This window comes from Streptomyces sp. NPDC054956 (assembly GCF_053609185.1).
Genome location: NZ_JBSGXB010000175.1, coordinates 1 through 16,019 on the forward strand (window position 1 = coordinate 1; position 16,019 = coordinate 16,019).

Genomic DNA, 16,019 nt, shown 5'->3' on the forward strand with positions numbered 1-16,019 from the left:
CCCTGGCCGACCCCGGGGGTCGGCCCGGGTGGCCGGGCGCCCCATCTGGCGGCCGGGTGCAGCTAGGGACGGGGGGGCCAGGAGGGGGACCACCGCGGCCGCCGTATGCCCGCGTCCGGGTGCGCGCAGGCCGGCCGGCCCGGCTACGGCCGCCGCCCGCTCTCGGCCCTCAGCCGAGGCGGAGCAGCCGCTCCACGCCCCGCGCCGCTTCGAGCAGGGCCGGCGAGAACCGCTCCAGCTCCTGCCGCGTGGTCAGGAAGGTGACGCCGGTCAGGCTCACTCCGCCCACCGGCACCCCGTCCCGGTCGAAGACGGGGACGCCCAGGCAGCGGACCGAGAGCTCGTTCTCCTCGTCGTCGACGGCGTAGCCGCGGGCCCGGATCTCGGTCAGCTCGGCCGCGAGCCGTTCCCGGCCGGTGTGGGTCCGCGGGGTCAGGGCGGGCATGCCGGTGGCGCGCAGGATCTCCTCGGTCTCCTCCGGAGGCAGGTGTGCGAGGACGGCCTTGCCGATGGCGGTGGCGTGCATCGCGGTCCGCGTGCCGACGCGGGAGGCGGTCCGGAAGGGCTGGTCGCTCTCGATCTTGCGGATGTACGTGAGCGCGTTGCCGCTGCGCAGCGCGAGGTGGACGGCCTGCCCGGTGCACTTCTGGAGGAATTCGAGCAGTTCGACGATGCCCTCGGGCCGGTCGGTGGAGATGCGGGCGGCGAGGGTGCGCAGCCGCAGTCCGACGCCGTAGCTGCCTTCGCCGTCGGTGACGGCGTAGCCCTGCTCGACGAGGGAGACCAGGATCCGGTAGGTGCTGGATTTGGGGACGCCGGAGGCCGCCGCCAGTTCGGCGAGCCGGTGGGGTCCGCCGAAGGCGGTCAGCGCCTCGGTGACCCGCAGGGTCTTGTCCAGTGCGCTGCCGGCCGACGAGGTCCGGCCGGCGCGTTGGCCCGGAACCTCGTTCCGTATGGCACTCGTCACGAAATCCCCAAGGGTTGGCAAAATGGATTCACCACACTGTACGTCACGTGATGCCCGTTTTGCCCCAGGTCGAAGGGCCCGCCCCGACACTCCCGAAGACGCACGGCCCGCGGGCCCCCCGTGACTAGGCTGACCGTGTGTTTACCTCACAGGGCCCGACCCTGCGCGAACTGGCCGTACAGGCGATGTCCTCCGTCGAGCGGGGCTACGACCTGCTGGCGCCCAAGTTCGACGAGACGCCGTTCCGCACGCCCGACCGGATGCTCGACGCGGTCGAGGAGACGCTCGCCGACCGCGAGGGCTCCTTCGGCACCGGCCTCGACGTGTGCTGCGGTACGGGCGCCGGCCTCGGGATGCTGAGCCGGCTGTGCCGGGGCCGGATCACCGGCGTGGACCTGAGCTCGGGAATGCTGGCCGAGGCCGGGCTCGCCCACCCCGAGGAGCGCGTCGACCTGCTGCGGGCCGACGCGCGGGCCCTGCCGGCCGCCCTCGCGGACTCGTACGACCTGGCGGTCAGCTTCGGCGCGTTCGGGCACTTCCTCCCGGCCGAGCGGCCCGCCGTCTTCACCGGCGTCCACACGGCCCTGCGCCCCGGCGGCGTCTTCGCCTTCCCGATCGGCGCGCCGATCGGGCCGGGCCGGCCGGCCTGGTGGGCGGCGGCGGGCTTCGACGCGGCGATGCGGGTGCGCAACGCGGTGTGGCGGCCGCCGTTCGTCATGTACTACCTGACCTTCCCCTTCGGCCCCGTCCGTACCGACTTGCGGGCAGCGGGCTTCACCGTGGAGACGGTCCCCCTCGAACACTTCGGCCGCCGCCCCGACGGGACCCCGCGCTGGCGGCTGGTCCTGGCCCGCCGGGCGGCCGGGTAGTACGCCGACCCCTGTACGGCGTAGTACCCCGGCCCCCCGTGCGGCGCGCTACGCGCGGGCGCCGGAGCCCTGCGCCATGCGGGCGGACAGCACCCGGCCGAGGTCCAGGACGCTCAGGCCGAACATGGTGACGCCCAGCGGGACGTGGAGCGTCGGCATGTGCGCGATGCCCAGCACGACCTGGAGCGAGGCCATGACGAGGAAGCCGGACGCGTAGGCGATGGGGCGCGGCGAGCCGCCGCCCGGCTTCCACGCCAGGATCGCGGCGATCACGTACAGCATCGTGGCGCCGTACATCACACGTGCTCCGACGCCGTGCACGATTTCCAGATCGGGCGAGGACAGCAGCAGTCCGGCCGTGGCCGCCTGGAAGAAGATGGCCAAGGTCTGCAGGGCTATCGAGACCTGCACGAAGGTGGGCTTGCCCTGCGCTGCCGTCGTCCGTCCCTGTACTGCCGTCGTGTCTACGGCCATGACGCGGTCCCTTCTTCTGCCTCGCGGCGGTGGATCGGTAGTGTCTCGGTAGTCCGACGACACAGGCCCGCGAAATGTGAGGCCACGGTCCGAACCCGGGGTCCGGACCGGTGATCCGACGGCGTTCCGGGCGCGCAGGGGAGCGTGCCCGAAGGAGCAGTGGGGGCGATCGCGGGAATGAGCACCACATCCGACAGAGGGCAGGACCGGCCCGAGCCGCAGGACCGTTCCGCAGCGGGGTACGGCGAGGCCGGGGCGGACCTCGGCGCCGTCGTCAGCGAGCGGCGCAATCTGATCAACCTGGCCTACCGGCTGCTGGGTTCGGTGGCCGAGGCCGAGGACGCCGTGCAGGAGACGTACACGCGCTGGTACGCGATGTCCCGGCAGCAGCAGGAGGCCATCGATTCGCCCGGCGCCTGGCTGACGACCGTGGCCAGCCGCATCTGCCTGGACGTGCTCGGCTCGGCGCGCGTGCGGCGCGAGCGCTACGTCGGCGCGTGGATCCCCGAGCCGCTGCCCGACCGTACGGAGTGGTCCGGCGCGACGGCCGGGGGCGGCAGGGCCGAGCCGGCCGATCCCGCCGACCGGATCACCCTCGACGAGTCGGTGAACATGGCCTTCCTCGTCGTGCTGGAGTCGATGACGCCGGCCGAACGCGTGGCGTTCATCCTCCACGACGTCTTCCGCTACCCCTTCGCGGAAGTCGCCGAGATCGTCGGCCGCAGCCCCGCCGCCTGCCGGCAGCTGGCCTCCTCGGCCCGCCGGCGCACCCGCGCGGAGCGGGCCGAGACGGCGCCGACGGCCGGACAGGCCGGTCTCGTACGGAACTTCAAGGAGGCGTGGGAGGCCAAGGACATCAAGGCCCTCGTCGGCCTCCTCGACCCCGAGGCCACGATGACCGCCGACGGCGGCGGCATGGTCGGCGCGGCCCTGCGTCCGATCGAGGGCAGCGCGCTCATCGCCCAGTACCTGATCCACATCGCCGACAAGGCCCCGGGCCTGGTCCTCCTGGAACGTACGGTCAACGGCCGCCCCGGCCTGGTCGCCCAGCACTCCGGCACCACCGTGACGGTGGCGGCCTTCAGCCTCGAAGGCGACCGCATCACCCGCATCTGGGCGGTCCGCAACCCGGAGAAGCTCCGCCCGTGGACGGAGAACATCGAGGACTGACGCAGCGCCACAGAGGCCTCTGCCCTCCCGCATCGCGGGGCGGGGCAGAGGCCTCACGTGCCCGCTGAACACGGTCGAACTCGGGTGCTGGGCCGCGGGTCCACCGGGTCGCGGCCGAGGGCGACCCGGTGGGGCGCGATGCTTCTTTTGCTTCCAAGTACCTGGAGAAAGAACTCGTTCCAGACCCCTCCAGCCTCCCGCGGAGCGCCGCTCACTCACACGGGTGAATCGGCCAACTGGGTTGGATTTTCGGGTGGTTGTCTGGCATATGCTCGCCCCGACAACTCAGACATGAGACGGCCCCCGCCGGGACGGCGAATCCCGGGCGAGGGCCTGACCAACGAGGAAGTAGCGCTTCCCCATGGCTTCGGTGCACTTTACCGCGCCCACGCGCGCGACATATGGCGTTCGGCACGCCAACACCCGCCTCACCGGCCGGTTCACGGTGGTGAGCAACGACCTCATTCAGCATCCCGAGATGTCGGCGGTCGCACGGCTGCTGGGGATCTACATCCAGTCCCTGCCCGCGGGGACCCCCGTCGGCATCAAGGACCTGGTCAAACAGCTTCCGCTCGGGGAAACCTCGATCACCAAGGGATTGCGGGAGCTGGTCGCGTTCGGGTATCTGGAGCGGTCGCTCGAGAGCCTGCCGTGTGGGCGGATCGTCACCCGTACGGTGTTCCGCAACCATCCCCGGGCGGCCGCCACCCTCCCGGATGCCCGCGTAGCGCCCTCGACCGTGACGCCACCTCCGGCTCCGGCTCCGGCTCCGGCTCCGGAGCCGGAGGTGGAGGTGGAGGTGGAGGTGGAGGTGGAGGTGGAGCCGGCTCCCACGGCGGAGGCCGGTCCGGATCCGGATCCGGAGACCGCGCCGGAGAGCGGCCCCGCTCCCGCGTCGTCCGCCCCGGCCGCGTCACCCGCGAGCCGCCTCCCCGAGCCTCGGTACCGCGACAACCCCGCCCGGCACCGGCTCGCGTGCGAGATCCTGGCGGAGCTCCGCCGGACCGACCCGCGGCTGCTGCTCGGCGAGCGGGACATCCGACACCTCTCGGGCGGCGTCGAGGCCTGGCTGGAGCGCGGGGCCGGGGTGCACGCGCTCATCGCCGCCCTGACGGCGAAACTCCCCACGCACCTTCACAACCCGGCCGGGCTGATCGCCCACCGGCTCGCCGCCCAGCTGCCACCCCCTCTGGTACCGCTCCCCCGCGCCCCCGCCTTCGTACCGCCCGACCCCATCCAGATCTGCACGAAGTGCGACCGGGTCGCGTTTCGCAGCCCCACCCCCGGCATCTGCAAGGGCTGCGGGCCGTGATCAGGGGCTGCTCGGACGCTGGGCCTGAGCCTTCTTCATGAGTTCCGCGAACGGCGTCTCCGTGATCGAGCCGCGCACGAATTCGAGACCGTACCGGTCAGCGGCATGTTTCACGTCGGGATCGAAGCTCTTCTTCTCGCCCGGCCGCGACACATCCACGTAGAGATGCGGATCGCTCTTGCGATACACCCACCAAACCGTCACGCGCTCCCGGCCTCGAACCACGTTCAGAAGCTCGCTGCTTTGGGAGATGCCGGACTGGTACCTCTTGTAATCGTCGTCGGGCCCCGGCGGATCATTTTCCTTGCCCTCCTTCCTGAGTTCACTCCGCCACTTCGCGGACCCTTCGTAATCGGTGGTCATCGCCAATCGGTCTTCCCTGATCACGTACGTCTCGGTCTCGACCCTGACTGCTTCGTGGTCCAGCGTTTCGGGTTCATTGATCTCAGCGACCACATCCACCGAATACTCCTCTTCCGGCTTCAAGGTCCGCCCCGGTGGCTCGATGAACTCGTCGGGTTTGATCACCTGGTAGCTGTCCCCCGGATCCTTCGCGAGCCGGACCTTGATCCAGTAGATGCTGCCCAGCACGTAGACCGGTACCTGGCCGGCGTTCTTGATGTGAAGACGGACCCGCAGGAACATCTTCATCCCGTCCGCGTCCAGACTCGGCGTTCCGAATTCAGCCGTACTCTCCACGAGCGGATGCGCCACAGAAGGAACGTAGACCGACCCGTATGCCAAGTTGGTGACGACGAGGAGGGTGGAGATGCTCGCCCCGATCGCTATGCGCCTGGGATTGTGAAGCCTCTTCCACACCCGGCCGCGGACGACGAGCATCCACAGACCCCAGAGGGACCAGAGCCCGAGGGACACCCAGATCAGCACGTACCACGGATACGCCTGGTTGAGGACGTGCATCACGAGCAGCCCGAGGGCGGTGACAAGGGCGACCGACACTCCGAGCAGCAGGACCGGCCCCGATTGAGCCACCTTCCGCCTGCCCCAGTAGTCGAAGGTGGCCAGCACGCAGATCGCTTCCACCACACCCGCGGCCAGCAGGGCGAACCCTGCCATTCGCCCGCCGAAGGTGAGCGCGTCGACGGCGTCCTTCGCGCCGATCTTGACGAGCACGAACGCGGTCCCCAGGAGGCCGGCTGCCATGACGATGCCGGTTGCCCGTCGGCGCCACGACCGATCCGGCCAGACAGTGCTGTCGCCCCCGCGCCATTCGATGCCGTCCTCGAGGGTCCGTCCAGCCCCCCGCAGGACCTTGCACAGTTCGTTGAGGCTCCGCACCTTGCCGCCGGTCTTGCCGTTGATCACCACTTTCCGCAGTCCGACGTCGTCGGGTGGTGCCACGACTACCGCGGGAGTTGTCGTCATGACACCAGCCTGACGCCGCACCTGGGCGAGCGCCCCTGGAGGAGCGAGATGCGCTCCTCGACCGGGCGGGGTGAAACTGGTGACGACCGTGTCGCTCGTCCTTTCGGAGGTCCGGATGCGTACACGACTCGCCGGGATCACCGCTGCCGTGGTACTGGCCGTTCTCGGCCCCGTCAGCGCCGCCGCACACGCTGCCGTGGTCGAGCCGACCCCGACGCCCAGTGTCGACGGGAAGGCGTGCGAGGAAGGCGCGGGGACCGTGGAGTACGACTCCCCCACCGGCGCGTGGGTCTGCGTCGGCGGTACGCACGACGGCAAACCCGTCGCCTAGGGCGTGTCTTTCGGATCTTGCCGGTTGAGCCCGCGGTGTCCGGTGCCGTGCATCGCAAGGCGGAGAGGCTCCCGATGACTGGACGTCCTCGGGTGCCTCGACAACGCGGCGAGGTGCGGTGCCGGGCGGCGCGGGCCCGGCCTGATCCGAAAGACACGCCCTAGCCCCGCCCGGTCTCAGCGGGCCCGCAGTTCGCGTTTGAGGACCTTGCCGCTCGCGTTGCGCGGGAGTTCGGCGACGAACTCCACCTCGCGCGGCACCTTGTAGTTGGCCATCTCCCGGCGCGACCAGGCGATCAGGTCGTCGCCGGTGAGGACCGCCGCCGGCCTGCGGACCACGTACGCCTTGCCCACCTCGCCCAGGCGCGGGTCGGGGATGCCGACCACGGCCACGTCGGCGATGTCCGGGTGCAGGCCGAGGAGTTGCTCGATCTCGGCCGGGTAGGCGTTGAAGCCGCCGACGATGAACATGTCCTTGATCCGGTCGGTGATGCGCAGGTTCCCGGCGGCGTCGAGGACGCCGACGTCGCCGGTGCGCAGCCAGCCGTCGGGGGTGATGGCCTCGGCGGTCTCGGCCTCGTCCTCGAAGTAGCCCTGCATGACGTTGTGTCCGCGCACCCACACCTCGCCCGCCTCCCCGGCGGGCAGCGCCCGGCCGTCGGCCCCGGCGATGCGCAGTTCCGTACCCGGTATGGCCCGTCCGGAGGTGGCCGCGATGATCTCCGCAGGGTCGCCGCGCCGGCACATGGTGACGATGCCGCTGGCCTCGGAGAGTCCGTACGCGGTGAGGACGACGGCGATGCGCAGTTCGCCGCGGAGCCGTTCGACGAGCTGGAGCGGGACCACGGCGGCGCCGGTGACGACCAGGCGCAGGGCGGAGAGGTCGTGGTGGTCGCGCTGGGGGTGGTCGAGGATCGACTGGTGGAGGGTGGGCGGGCCGGGGAGTACGGAGATCCGCTCGGCGGCGACGTTGGCGAGGACGGTGTCCACGTTGAAGACGGGCTGGGGGATCATCGTGGCCCCGCGCATCAGGCAGGCGATGATGCCGGCCTTGTAGCCGAAGGTGTGGAAGAAGGGGTTCACGATGAGGTAGCGGTCGCCCTCGCGCAGTCCGGCGAGCTCGCTCCAGACCTCGTAGCAGCGCAGGGACTGGGCGTGGGTGATGACGGCGCCCTTGGGGCTGCCGGTGGTGCCCGAGGTGAAGATGATGTCGGAGGGGGCATCGGCGCCGATCGCCCCGGTGCGGGCGGTGACCGTCGCGGCGGGTACGGAGTCCCCGCCGGCCAGGAAGTCCTTCCAGGTGCGGAAGGAGTCGGGGGCGTCCTCGGACAGGACGACGACGTGCTCGAGGTGGGGCAGTCCGGGCAGCGGCCCGGAGCCCGGGCCTTCGGCGGCGGCGCGGCGCAGCGAGGCGACGTACGAGGTGCCGAGGAAGGTGCCGGTGACGAAGAGGAGCCGGGCGCGGCTGCGTTGGAGGACGTACGCGGCTTCGGAGCCCTTGAAGCGGGTGTTGAGGGGGACGAGGACGGCTCCCGCGGAGACGGCGCCGAGTGCGGAGACGATCCATTCGAGGGTGTTGGGCGCCCAGACGGCGACCCGGTCCCCCGGCTCGATCCCGGCGGCGATGCAGGCCGCGGCGGCGCGTTCGACGCGTTCGCCGAGCTGGGCGTAGTCGATGCGGACGCGGCCGTCGACGACGGCCTCGCGGTCGGCGTACCGGGTGGCGGCGTCCCGTACGAGGGCGCCGATGCTGCTCCACGCGAGCTCGCCGCGGCCGTCCTGCGGTGCGGCCCCCGCCTCGGCCCGGCTTCCGGCCCGCGCTCCGGCCTCGCTTGCGACCTTGCTTCCGGCCCCGGTCCCTGCCTCGTCCTCGTCCATCGTCCGCCCCTCCTGCGATACCAGTAGCTGACTATCCGTCAGATTAGCTGTAGCCTTCGCGGCTGTCAGTACTGGTGCGCACCCCGGAGGTGGCGATGGCGGCAACGCTCAAGGACGCAACGGCGATAGTCGGCATCGGGCAGACCGCCTTTGCCAAACGACTGCCGCAGTCCGAGAAGGAACTGGCCTGCCGGGCCATTCTGGCGGCACTCGCCGACGCGGGCATAGACCCCTCCGAGGTCGACGCCTTCTCCTCCTACACGATGGAGGAGACCGACGAGGTCGAGGTCGCCAAGGCCATCGGCGCCGGCGACGTCACCTTCTTCTCCAAGATCGGCTACGGCGGCGGCGGTTCCTGCGCCACCGTCGGCCACCTCGCCGCCGCCGTCGCCACCGGACAGGCGAGCGTCGGCGTCGCCTGGCGCTCGCGCAAACGCGGCTCCGGCCCCCGCCCGTGGAAGAACACGGCGGTGCAGCTGCCCACCCCCGGCCAGTGGACGCGCCCCTTCGGGCTGCTGCGCCCGGCGGACGAGATCGGCATGCTGGCCCGCCGCTACATGCACGAGTACGGGGCCACCCGCGACCACCTCTTCAACGTCGCGATGGCCTGCCGCAACCGGGCCAACGAGAACCCGGCCGCGATGATGTACGAACGCCCGCTGACCCGCGAGATGTACATGACCTCCCGCATGATCAGCGACCCGCTCTGCCTCTTCGACAACTGCCTGGAGACCGACGGCGCCCTGGCCTGCGTCATCGTCAGCGCCGAACGCGCCCGCGACTGCCGCCAGAAGCCCGTGTACGTCCACTCCGTGGCCCAGGGCCTGCCCGCCCAGCACCACGGGATGGTCAACTACTGGAACGACGACCCGCTGTCCGGGCCCGCCTGGACCGCCGCCCGACACCTGTGGAAGCAGGCCGACTTCGGGCCGCAGGACGTGGACGTCGCCCAGATCTACGACGCCTTCACCCCCCTGATCCCGCTCTCCCTGGAGGGCTACGGCTTCTGCGGGCGCGGCGAGGGAGCCTCCTTCACCGAGGGCGGAGCCCTGGAGATCGGCGGCCGGCTGCCCATCAACACCGGCGGCGGCGGCCTCTCCGAGGCCTACGTCCACGGGTTCAACCTGATCAACGAGGGCGTCAAGCAGCTGCGCGGCATCTCCACCGCCCAGGTGCCCGACGCCGCCACCTGCCTGGTGACGGCGGGCGAGGGTGTCCCGACGTCCGCCATCCTGCTGCGAGCCTGAGGAGCCGGAGACCATGACCACCAGCCCCACCACCGCCGCTTCGGACGAACTCCTCCTCCCCGTCCCGGACGAGGACGGCGCACCCTTCTGGGAGTACGCCGCCCAGGGCGAACTCCGCGTCCAGGCCTGCGCCGAGCCCGCCTGCGGCAAACTCCGCTTCCCGCCCCGCCCCTGCTGCCCGCACTGCCGTTCCTTCGACTCCGAATGGCGGCTGATGAGCGGCCGGGGCCGGATCTGGTCGTACGTGCAGCCGCACCCGCCTCTGCTGCCCGCCTACGCCGCGCAGGCCCCGTACAACGTGATCCTCGTGGAGCTGGCCGACGCCCCGCACATCCGCCTCGCCGGGAACCTCGTCACCTCCGCCGACGCCCCGCTGAACTCCATGGCCCCGGCGCGGCTGCGCATCGGCGCCCGGGTCCAGGTGGTCTTCACCGAGATCGGCGGGATGGCCGTGCCGCGCTGGATCCTGGAGAAGTCTTGACGGCCCCGGGCCTGCGGGTGGAGCGGGACAAGGCGACCGGGGTCGCCGTCGTCACCCTGGACCGGGAGCGCAAGCACAACGCGATCGACCTGGAAACGGCCGCCGAACTCGCATCCGTGTGGCGGGAGTTCCGCTACGAGGACGAGGTGCGGGCGGTCGTCCTGACGGGCGCCGGGCGGGCGGCCTTCTGCACGGGCATCGACCGGGGCGTCTCCGTGCCCCAGCCCTCCTCCCCGTACTCGGTGGACGACCCGCTCGTCGCCATCGGGCCGAAGGCGAACGACCTGTGGAAGCCGGTGGTCGCCGCCGTCAACGGCATGGCCTGCGGCGGGGCGTTCTACCTGCTGGGCGAGTCGGAGTTCATCGTCTCCTCCTCGTCGGCGACGTACTTCGACCCGCACACGAGCTACGGCATGGTCAGCGCCTACGAGGCCATCTACATGGCGCAGCGCATGCCCTTCGGCGAGGCCGCCCGGATGTCCCTGATGGGCACGGCGGAACGCCTCTCCGCGCGGCGGGCGTACGAGATCGGGCTCGTCTCCGAGCTGGCCGCACCGGACGGGCTGCTCCCGGCGGCGCTGCGGGCGGCCGAGACCCTGGCCGGGTTCCCGACGGAGGCCGTGCAGGGCACCGTACGGTCCTTGTGGGCGGCGAAGCAGGCCGCGCTCCAGCAGGCCCTGGCGCAGGCGCCGGGACTGGTGGCGCTGGGCAACCTGCCGCCCGAGCGGCAGGCGGAGCTGTTCGCGGGGCGGCGCGGGGCGGGCCCGGAGCCGCTGATCCGCTGATCCGCCGATCGACCGATCCGCCGGGAGCCGCCGCCCGCGGGCGGCGCGGCCGGGGCGGGGCCGGACAGGGCCCCGCCCCGGCCGGCCACGCCAGGCCCCGCCGCCGGCTAGCGCGTCTTCTTGGTGGTCCTGGGCTTCGGCGTGCTCTTCCTGCCGTCCGGGAGGTCCACGGAGCCCGAGGTCCCGGAGCCGGTGGTCGCGGTGGGCGCCGGGCCGGCGGTCGAGACGACCGTGACCCCTCCGAGGTCGCACCGGCGGACCTCGCCGACCTTGCCCGTCTGCGTCAGCGCGACGTCCACGTTCCGGCTCTCGCCGGCCTTGAGCGTGACCTCGACGGTGTGCGGCTCGGAGCCGGTGTCCCAGACGAAGGTCAGCGACGTCCGGACGGTGCGTTCGACGGCCGAGTCCGAGGTGATCCTGAGCGTGGCCGCGGGGCGGCCCGGGCCGGCGCAGGTGACGAGCTCGGCGTGCGCGGGCGGCGCGGTCGGGCTGGGCGTGGGCGACGCCGTGGCCGTCGAGCCGCCGTTCCCACCGCTGCCGCCGCTCTTCTTCTTCGGCTTGCTCTTCGAGCTGGAGCAGCCGCCTCCGCCGCTCTTGCTCTTGCCGCTGCCGCCGCTCCCGCTCCCGCCCGTCGAGGAGAAGCCCGTCAGCGCGAGCACCACACCCACCAGTACCGCCGTGAACCGGACTCTTCGCCCCGTGACCGCCATGACCACTCCTCCCCCTGGGAACAACGGCGGCACGCTACCAGGGGCTCCGGACGGCGTAGCGGGCGAGGAAGACGTCGACTCCCCCGGCCACCACCGCCCGCAGCTCCGCGTCCGTGGGCGCGTACCCGGGGTCGAGGGTCCTGGCGAGCTGCGGGACCGACACGGTCACCGCGAGGAGCTGGCGCACCGCGAGCTCCACGTCCGCCACCGCGAGCCGCCCGCACCCGCGCAGCTCGTCCACGGCGGCGGCGAGCGGCAGGTCGATGGCGGCGCGGCTGCGCTCGTACCAGAGGCGGCCGAGCTGCGGGAAGCGCCCGGCCTCGCCGATGACCAGGCGGCGCAGTGCCATCAGCTCGTCGCAGACGAGCCGGCGCGTCCAGTCGTACTGGACCTCGACGAGGGCCGCGCGCAGGTCGGGGGCGCTCGCGAGGGCGGCCGGGCAGGGCCGCAGGCCCGCGTAGGCCCCGCCGAGCGCGGCGCCGACCACCGCCAGGAAGAGCCGTTCCTTGGTGCCGAAGTGCTTGTACACGGTGGGTTTGGAGACGGTCGCGCGGGCGGCGATGGCGTCGACGGAGGCGGCGGTGTAGCCGCCCGTGACGAACTCGGCGTAGGCGGCCTCGGCGATCGCGCGCCCCTTGGCTTCATCCACGGGCCTCATGGATCCACCGTACTCCAGAACTGAACCGAACGGTGTAGTTGCGGGACTGAACTACACGGTTTAGTGTTCTGGTTGTCGGAGGCCGCACCGAGCGGCCACCACCGCCACCCAGGGGGACCCACCATGTCTCGAGAGACCGCAACCGACGCCGGCACCGAGTTCAAGATCCTCGCCATCTCCGGCAGCCTCCGCGCCGACTCGCACAACACCGCCCTGCTGCGCGCCGCCCGCAAGCACCAGCCCGCCGGACTCGACATCGAGATCTACGAGGGCCTGCGCGACATCCCCCCGTACGACCAGGACCTCGACAACCCCCAGGACCGCCCGGCCGCCGTCGCCGAACTGCGCCGGCGCATCGACGAGGCCGACGGCCTGCTGATCGCCACCCCGGAGTTCAACTACTCGATCCCCGGCACCCTGAAGAACGCCATCGACTGGGTCAGCACCGACTGGACCCAGCAGGAGGGCCTGCCGCTGCACCGCAAGCCCGTCGCGATCCTGGGCGCCGCGCCGACCAACTTCGGCACGGTGCGGGCGCAGCTGGCGCTGCGGCAGGTGTTCGTGTGGACCGACAGCGACGTGGTCGTCAAGCCCGAGGTGCAGGTGTTCCGCTCCTACGAGCGCTTCGACGAGAGCGGCAACCTGACCGACGAGACCACGATCTCCCTGGTACGGGACCTGCTGGGCGCCCTGAAGACCAAGACCGAGGCCGCCGCGGCCGGCGCCGCGGCCGCGGAGACGGCCCGATGAGCACCGGAGCGGACGCCCCGCCGCCCACGGGGGTGGCGGCGGGCCCTTCCGTGACGGCGATCGCCCGTCTCCGGGCCCGCCCGGGCCTGGAGGCGGAGGTCCGCGCGCAGGCCCTCGCCCTGGTCGCCCCGACCCGCGCGGAGGCGGGCAACGTCTCCTACCGCCCGTACGAGGACCCGCTCTCTCCCGGAGCCTGGATCGTCCTGGAGGAGTGGGCGGACGCCGCCTCCTGGGAGGCCCACCTGGCCTCCCCGCACCTGGCCGGGGCCCTGTCCCGGACGGCGTCGCTGCTGGCGGAGCCGCCGGTGGTCCGGGTGTTCTCCGCGTAGGAGCGGCCCCGGCCCGGGGGCCGCGGGCTCCGCGTGCGGGAGCCGGGGGGCGGGCGTAGCGTCGGGATCGAGATCCAGACCCACACCCCCCGGAGGGCCGGGCATGATCCGCAACGTACTCGGCTCGCTCATGGGTCTGATCGGAGCGACGGCCGCCGTCTGGAGCCCCTTCCGTGCCTGGTACGACGGCCGTCACGGGCGCGACTACCGCATCCAGGACCTGTTCACCGCCGCCGGGATCACCGACACCAAGGCGGCCCTGATGGGCTCGCTCCTGCTGCCGTTCCTCTTCGCCGCACTGCTCGCGCTGGGCGCGGTCCTGCTGCGCTCGCGGCTGCTGATGGCCCTGGCCGGGATCGTCGTCCTCGGCTTCACCGTCCTGTGGATGGTCCGCCAGGGCCAGGCGGCGGGCAGCCTCTCGGTCGGCGGCGACGGAGAGGGCCTGGGCGACGGCCTCGCCAACGCCTTCGGCGCGGGCGCCCTGCTGATCCTGGCCGCCGCGGTGATGCGCGGCCGTCCCGCGCGCCGCCGCCGGGACCGTTTCCCCGAGCCGGCCGCCCCGGCGCCGGAGCCGGCCCCCACGGCTTGGCCCCCGCCGCAGGACCACTCGTAACGCCTCGCGCCTCACACGTCACGCGCGTGGCGCAGGCCCGGACATGACGGCGGCCCCGTCCCCCCTGAGGGGGCGGGGCCGGCCAGCCGTTGCGGGCGGGGTGCGGATCAGGCCTCGACGACGCCGGAAGCCGCGATCTCGATCTTGCCGCGCGTGGCGCCCGAGGGGGTGCCGAGCTTCTCGATCTGGTCGACGAGCTCCTGGCCCGAGACGACCTCGCCGAAGACGACGTGCTTGCCGTCGAGCCACGGGGTGAGGACCGTGGTGATGAAGAACTGCGAGCCGTTGGTGTTGCGGCCGGCGTTCGCCATCGACAGCAGGTACTTGCGGTCGTGCTTCAGGGTGAAGTTCTCGTCGGCGAACTTCTCGCCGTAGATGCTCTTGCCGCCCGTGCCGTTGTGGTTGGTGAAGTCACCGCCCTGGAGCATGAACTCCGGGATGACGCGGTGGAAGCCGGAGCCGGCGTAGCCGAAGCCGTTCTGGCCCGTGCACAGCTCGCGGAAGTTCTGGGCGGTCTTCGGGACGACCTCGTCGAAGAGGTTGAAGACGATGCGACCGGCGGCCTGGCCGTCGATGGTGATGTCGAAGAATACGTTGCTCATGGGGTCCATCCTGTCACTCCCGGTGCGGTGCGCGACCCGGAGGGGGCCGTGACACGGCCCCCGGACGGCTCGCCCGGGCCACCCGAACGGCTGAGCCGCAGCTCAGCCGCGGGTCAGCCGCCCGTACGGGTGCCCGTGCCCTTGGCGGCGTCGAGGGCGTACACGCAGCGGTCCTTGCTGCACGCGTAGACCACGCCCGCCTCGGCCACCGGGGCTCCGGTGATCTCCCCGCCGGTGGCCAGCTTCCAGCGGAGCTGGCCGCCCGCCGCGTCGAGGGTGTACAGGCAGTGGTCGGCGGATCCGAAGTGGACCCGGCCGTCGGCGACCGCCGGGGAGCCGGTGATCTCGCCGCCCGCCGCGAACCGCCACTTCGGGGTGCCGGTGACCGCGTCGAGCGTGTACACGGCGCTGCCCGCGCCCAGGTGGACGTTGCCGGCGGCGACCAGGACGGGGTCCGCCGACGCGCGGGGCTCGGTGGCGATGCGCCAGCGGTCCTTGCCGGTGGCCGCGTCCAGGGCGTAGACGGTGCCCAGGTAGTCGGCGAGGTAGACGCCGCCGCCCGTGACGGCCGCGCCGGGCGCGAAGGCCGGGGGCGCCAGGAACACCGCGGGGGCCTCGAAGTGCCAGCGGACCAGGCCGGAGGCCCGGTCGACGGAGATCACCCGGGTGCCCGCGCAGACGTAGACGTTGCCGTCGGGCGCCGGGGTGACGCGGACCGGCACGTTTCCGCAGGAGGCGGCGTCGCCGACCGGGTACGACCAGGACTCGCGGCCGGAGCGGGCGTCGAGGGCGCGCAGCCGCGCGTCCTGCCACACGTAGACCGTGCCGTCGTGCAGGACGGGTGCCGCCTCGACGGTCTCGAAGTCGCTCTGCGCGCCCGTGAGCTCCCACAGCTTCTGCCCGCTGGACGCCTCCCAGGCCTGTACGCCGCCCCCGCGCGTGGCCGTGACCACGGTGCCGCGGTCGGCGCGCAGGGCGTACACCCAGGCGTCGGTGGACAGCCGCCACCGCTCGGAGCCGTCGGTGGAGTCCAGCGCGTAGAGGGAGGGGCCGTCGGAGGCGTGGATGCGGCCGTCGGCCACGGCCATGGACCAGGCGACGTCGCGGGTCTTGAACTGGCGGCGGCCGCTGGCCACGTCCAGGGCGTGGACCTCGAAGGAGGTGACGTAGAGGAGGTCGCCGGCGACGGTCGGGGTGCCCCAGACCTCGTTCGACATGCGGAACCGCCACGGGCGCCAGCGCCCGCTGTCGGGGGCAGGTCCGGGGTTGGGTACGGAGGGCACGGGCGCGGGGCCCGCCACCGAGCCGCCGCCGGGCGGGCGGATCCAGCCGGTCGCCGAGTCCGCGGCGGCGGCGTGCGCGGCCGGGGCGGCGGCGGAGGCCTGCGGGCCGGGGCCGATCGGGACCGGGGAGCCGCCGAGCCGCACGGGCTCGCCGGAGGGGGCCATCGGGGGGTGC

The 16,019-nt window shown here is 72.4% G+C and carries 18 protein-coding genes; 10 read left to right on the forward strand and 8 right to left on the reverse strand.

The genetic code is table 11. The annotated features are described in order from the left end of the window. Positions 1-169: 169 nt before the first annotated feature. Positions 170-967, reverse strand: coding sequence for an IclR family transcriptional regulator (locus ACWGDE_RS24515; RefSeq protein WP_453391163.1), 798 nt, complete (start codon positions 965-967; stop codon positions 170-172). Positions 968-1,104: 137 nt separating this feature from the next. On the opposite strand from ACWGDE_RS24515, the gene ACWGDE_RS24520 reads away from it, so the two are divergent. Further along, a complete protein-coding gene (locus ACWGDE_RS24520; protein WP_453391164.1) occupies positions 1,105-1,836 on the forward strand; it encodes a class I SAM-dependent methyltransferase in 732 nt (243 codons plus the stop codon). A gap of 48 nt (positions 1,837-1,884) precedes the next feature. On the opposite strand, the gene ACWGDE_RS24525 is transcribed toward ACWGDE_RS24520, so the two are convergent. Next, on the reverse strand, positions 1,885-2,310 hold the full coding sequence (locus tag ACWGDE_RS24525; protein WP_453391165.1) for a hypothetical protein: 426 nt from the start codon (positions 2,308-2,310) through the stop codon (positions 1,885-1,887). 177 nt (positions 2,311-2,487) lie between these two features. On the opposite strand from ACWGDE_RS24525, the gene sigJ reads away from it, so the two are divergent. After that, entirely contained in the window at positions 2,488-3,480 is a 993-nt protein-coding gene (sigJ, locus tag ACWGDE_RS24530; RefSeq protein WP_453391166.1) for an RNA polymerase sigma factor SigJ, read from the forward strand. A gap of 478 nt (positions 3,481-3,958) precedes the next feature. Then, on the forward strand, positions 3,959-4,792 hold the full coding sequence (locus ACWGDE_RS24535) for a helix-turn-helix domain-containing protein (protein WP_453391167.1): 834 nt from the start codon (positions 3,959-3,961) through the stop codon (positions 4,790-4,792). On the opposite strand, the gene ACWGDE_RS24540 is transcribed toward ACWGDE_RS24535, so the two are convergent. Then, positions 4,793-6,178: a Yip1 family protein gene (locus ACWGDE_RS24540; RefSeq protein ID WP_453391168.1), complete on the reverse strand. Its 1,386-nt coding sequence runs from the start codon at positions 6,176-6,178 to the stop codon at positions 4,793-4,795. Positions 6,179-6,293: 115 nt separating this feature from the next. Here ACWGDE_RS24540 and ACWGDE_RS24545 point away from each other — a divergent pair, with 115 nt between their 5' ends. Further along, entirely contained in the window at positions 6,294-6,509 is a 216-nt protein-coding gene (locus ACWGDE_RS24545; RefSeq protein ID WP_453391169.1) for a hypothetical protein, read from the forward strand. A gap of 176 nt (positions 6,510-6,685) precedes the next feature. On the opposite strand, the gene ACWGDE_RS24550 is transcribed toward ACWGDE_RS24545, so the two are convergent. Further along, positions 6,686-8,386, reverse strand: coding sequence for a FadD3 family acyl-CoA ligase (locus ACWGDE_RS24550; protein ID WP_453391170.1), 1,701 nt, complete (start codon positions 8,384-8,386; stop codon positions 6,686-6,688). A gap of 95 nt (positions 8,387-8,481) precedes the next feature. On the opposite strand from ACWGDE_RS24550, the gene ACWGDE_RS24555 reads away from it, so the two are divergent. From ACWGDE_RS24555 to ACWGDE_RS24565, 3 genes are read left to right on the forward strand one after another with little or no spacing between them, the layout of a single operon-like run. Continuing rightward, positions 8,482-9,633, forward strand: coding sequence for a lipid-transfer protein (locus ACWGDE_RS24555; protein ID WP_453391171.1), 1,152 nt, complete (start codon positions 8,482-8,484; stop codon positions 9,631-9,633). Positions 9,634-9,646: 13 nt separating this feature from the next. After that, positions 9,647-10,114: a Zn-ribbon domain-containing OB-fold protein gene (locus ACWGDE_RS24560; protein ID WP_453391172.1), complete on the forward strand. Its 468-nt coding sequence runs from the start codon at positions 9,647-9,649 to the stop codon at positions 10,112-10,114. Continuing rightward, positions 10,111-10,899, forward strand: a complete 789-nt coding sequence (locus ACWGDE_RS24565; RefSeq protein WP_453391173.1) for an enoyl-CoA hydratase/isomerase family protein — start codon at positions 10,111-10,113, stop codon at positions 10,897-10,899. Before ACWGDE_RS24560 ends, ACWGDE_RS24565 begins: the two co-directional genes overlap by 4 nt. A 107-nt stretch (positions 10,900-11,006) precedes the next feature. On the opposite strand, the gene ACWGDE_RS24570 is transcribed toward ACWGDE_RS24565, so the two are convergent. Further along, on the reverse strand, positions 11,007-11,609 hold the full coding sequence (locus ACWGDE_RS24570) for a hypothetical protein (protein WP_453391174.1): 603 nt from the start codon (positions 11,607-11,609) through the stop codon (positions 11,007-11,009). 34 nt (positions 11,610-11,643) lie between these two features. Further along, positions 11,644-12,267: a TetR/AcrR family transcriptional regulator gene (locus tag ACWGDE_RS24575; protein ID WP_453391175.1), complete on the reverse strand. Its 624-nt coding sequence runs from the start codon at positions 12,265-12,267 to the stop codon at positions 11,644-11,646. Between the two features lie 123 nt (positions 12,268-12,390). Here ACWGDE_RS24575 and ACWGDE_RS24580 point away from each other — a divergent pair, with 123 nt between their 5' ends. The 3 genes from ACWGDE_RS24580 (at position 12,391) to ACWGDE_RS24590 (ending at position 13,959) form a co-directional block, all read left to right on the forward strand. Then, a complete protein-coding gene (locus ACWGDE_RS24580) occupies positions 12,391-13,017 on the forward strand; it encodes an NADPH-dependent FMN reductase (RefSeq protein ID WP_453391176.1) in 627 nt (208 codons plus the stop codon). Beyond that, positions 13,014-13,346: a putative quinol monooxygenase gene (locus tag ACWGDE_RS24585; protein WP_453391177.1), complete on the forward strand. Its 333-nt coding sequence runs from the start codon at positions 13,014-13,016 to the stop codon at positions 13,344-13,346. Before ACWGDE_RS24580 ends, ACWGDE_RS24585 begins: the two co-directional genes overlap by 4 nt. A 103-nt stretch (positions 13,347-13,449) precedes the next feature. Next, a complete protein-coding gene (locus ACWGDE_RS24590; RefSeq protein WP_453391178.1) occupies positions 13,450-13,959 on the forward strand; it encodes a hypothetical protein in 510 nt (169 codons plus the stop codon). A gap of 107 nt (positions 13,960-14,066) precedes the next feature. Here ACWGDE_RS24590 and ACWGDE_RS24595 read toward each other — a convergent pair whose 3' ends face one another. After that, positions 14,067-14,561: a peptidylprolyl isomerase gene (locus tag ACWGDE_RS24595; RefSeq protein ID WP_453391179.1), complete on the reverse strand. Its 495-nt coding sequence runs from the start codon at positions 14,559-14,561 to the stop codon at positions 14,067-14,069. Positions 14,562-14,674: 113 nt separating this feature from the next. Beyond that, positions 14,675-16,019 (reverse strand): outer membrane protein assembly factor BamB family protein (locus tag ACWGDE_RS24600; RefSeq protein ID WP_453391180.1); only part of this gene is annotated, 1,345 nt, incomplete at its 5' end.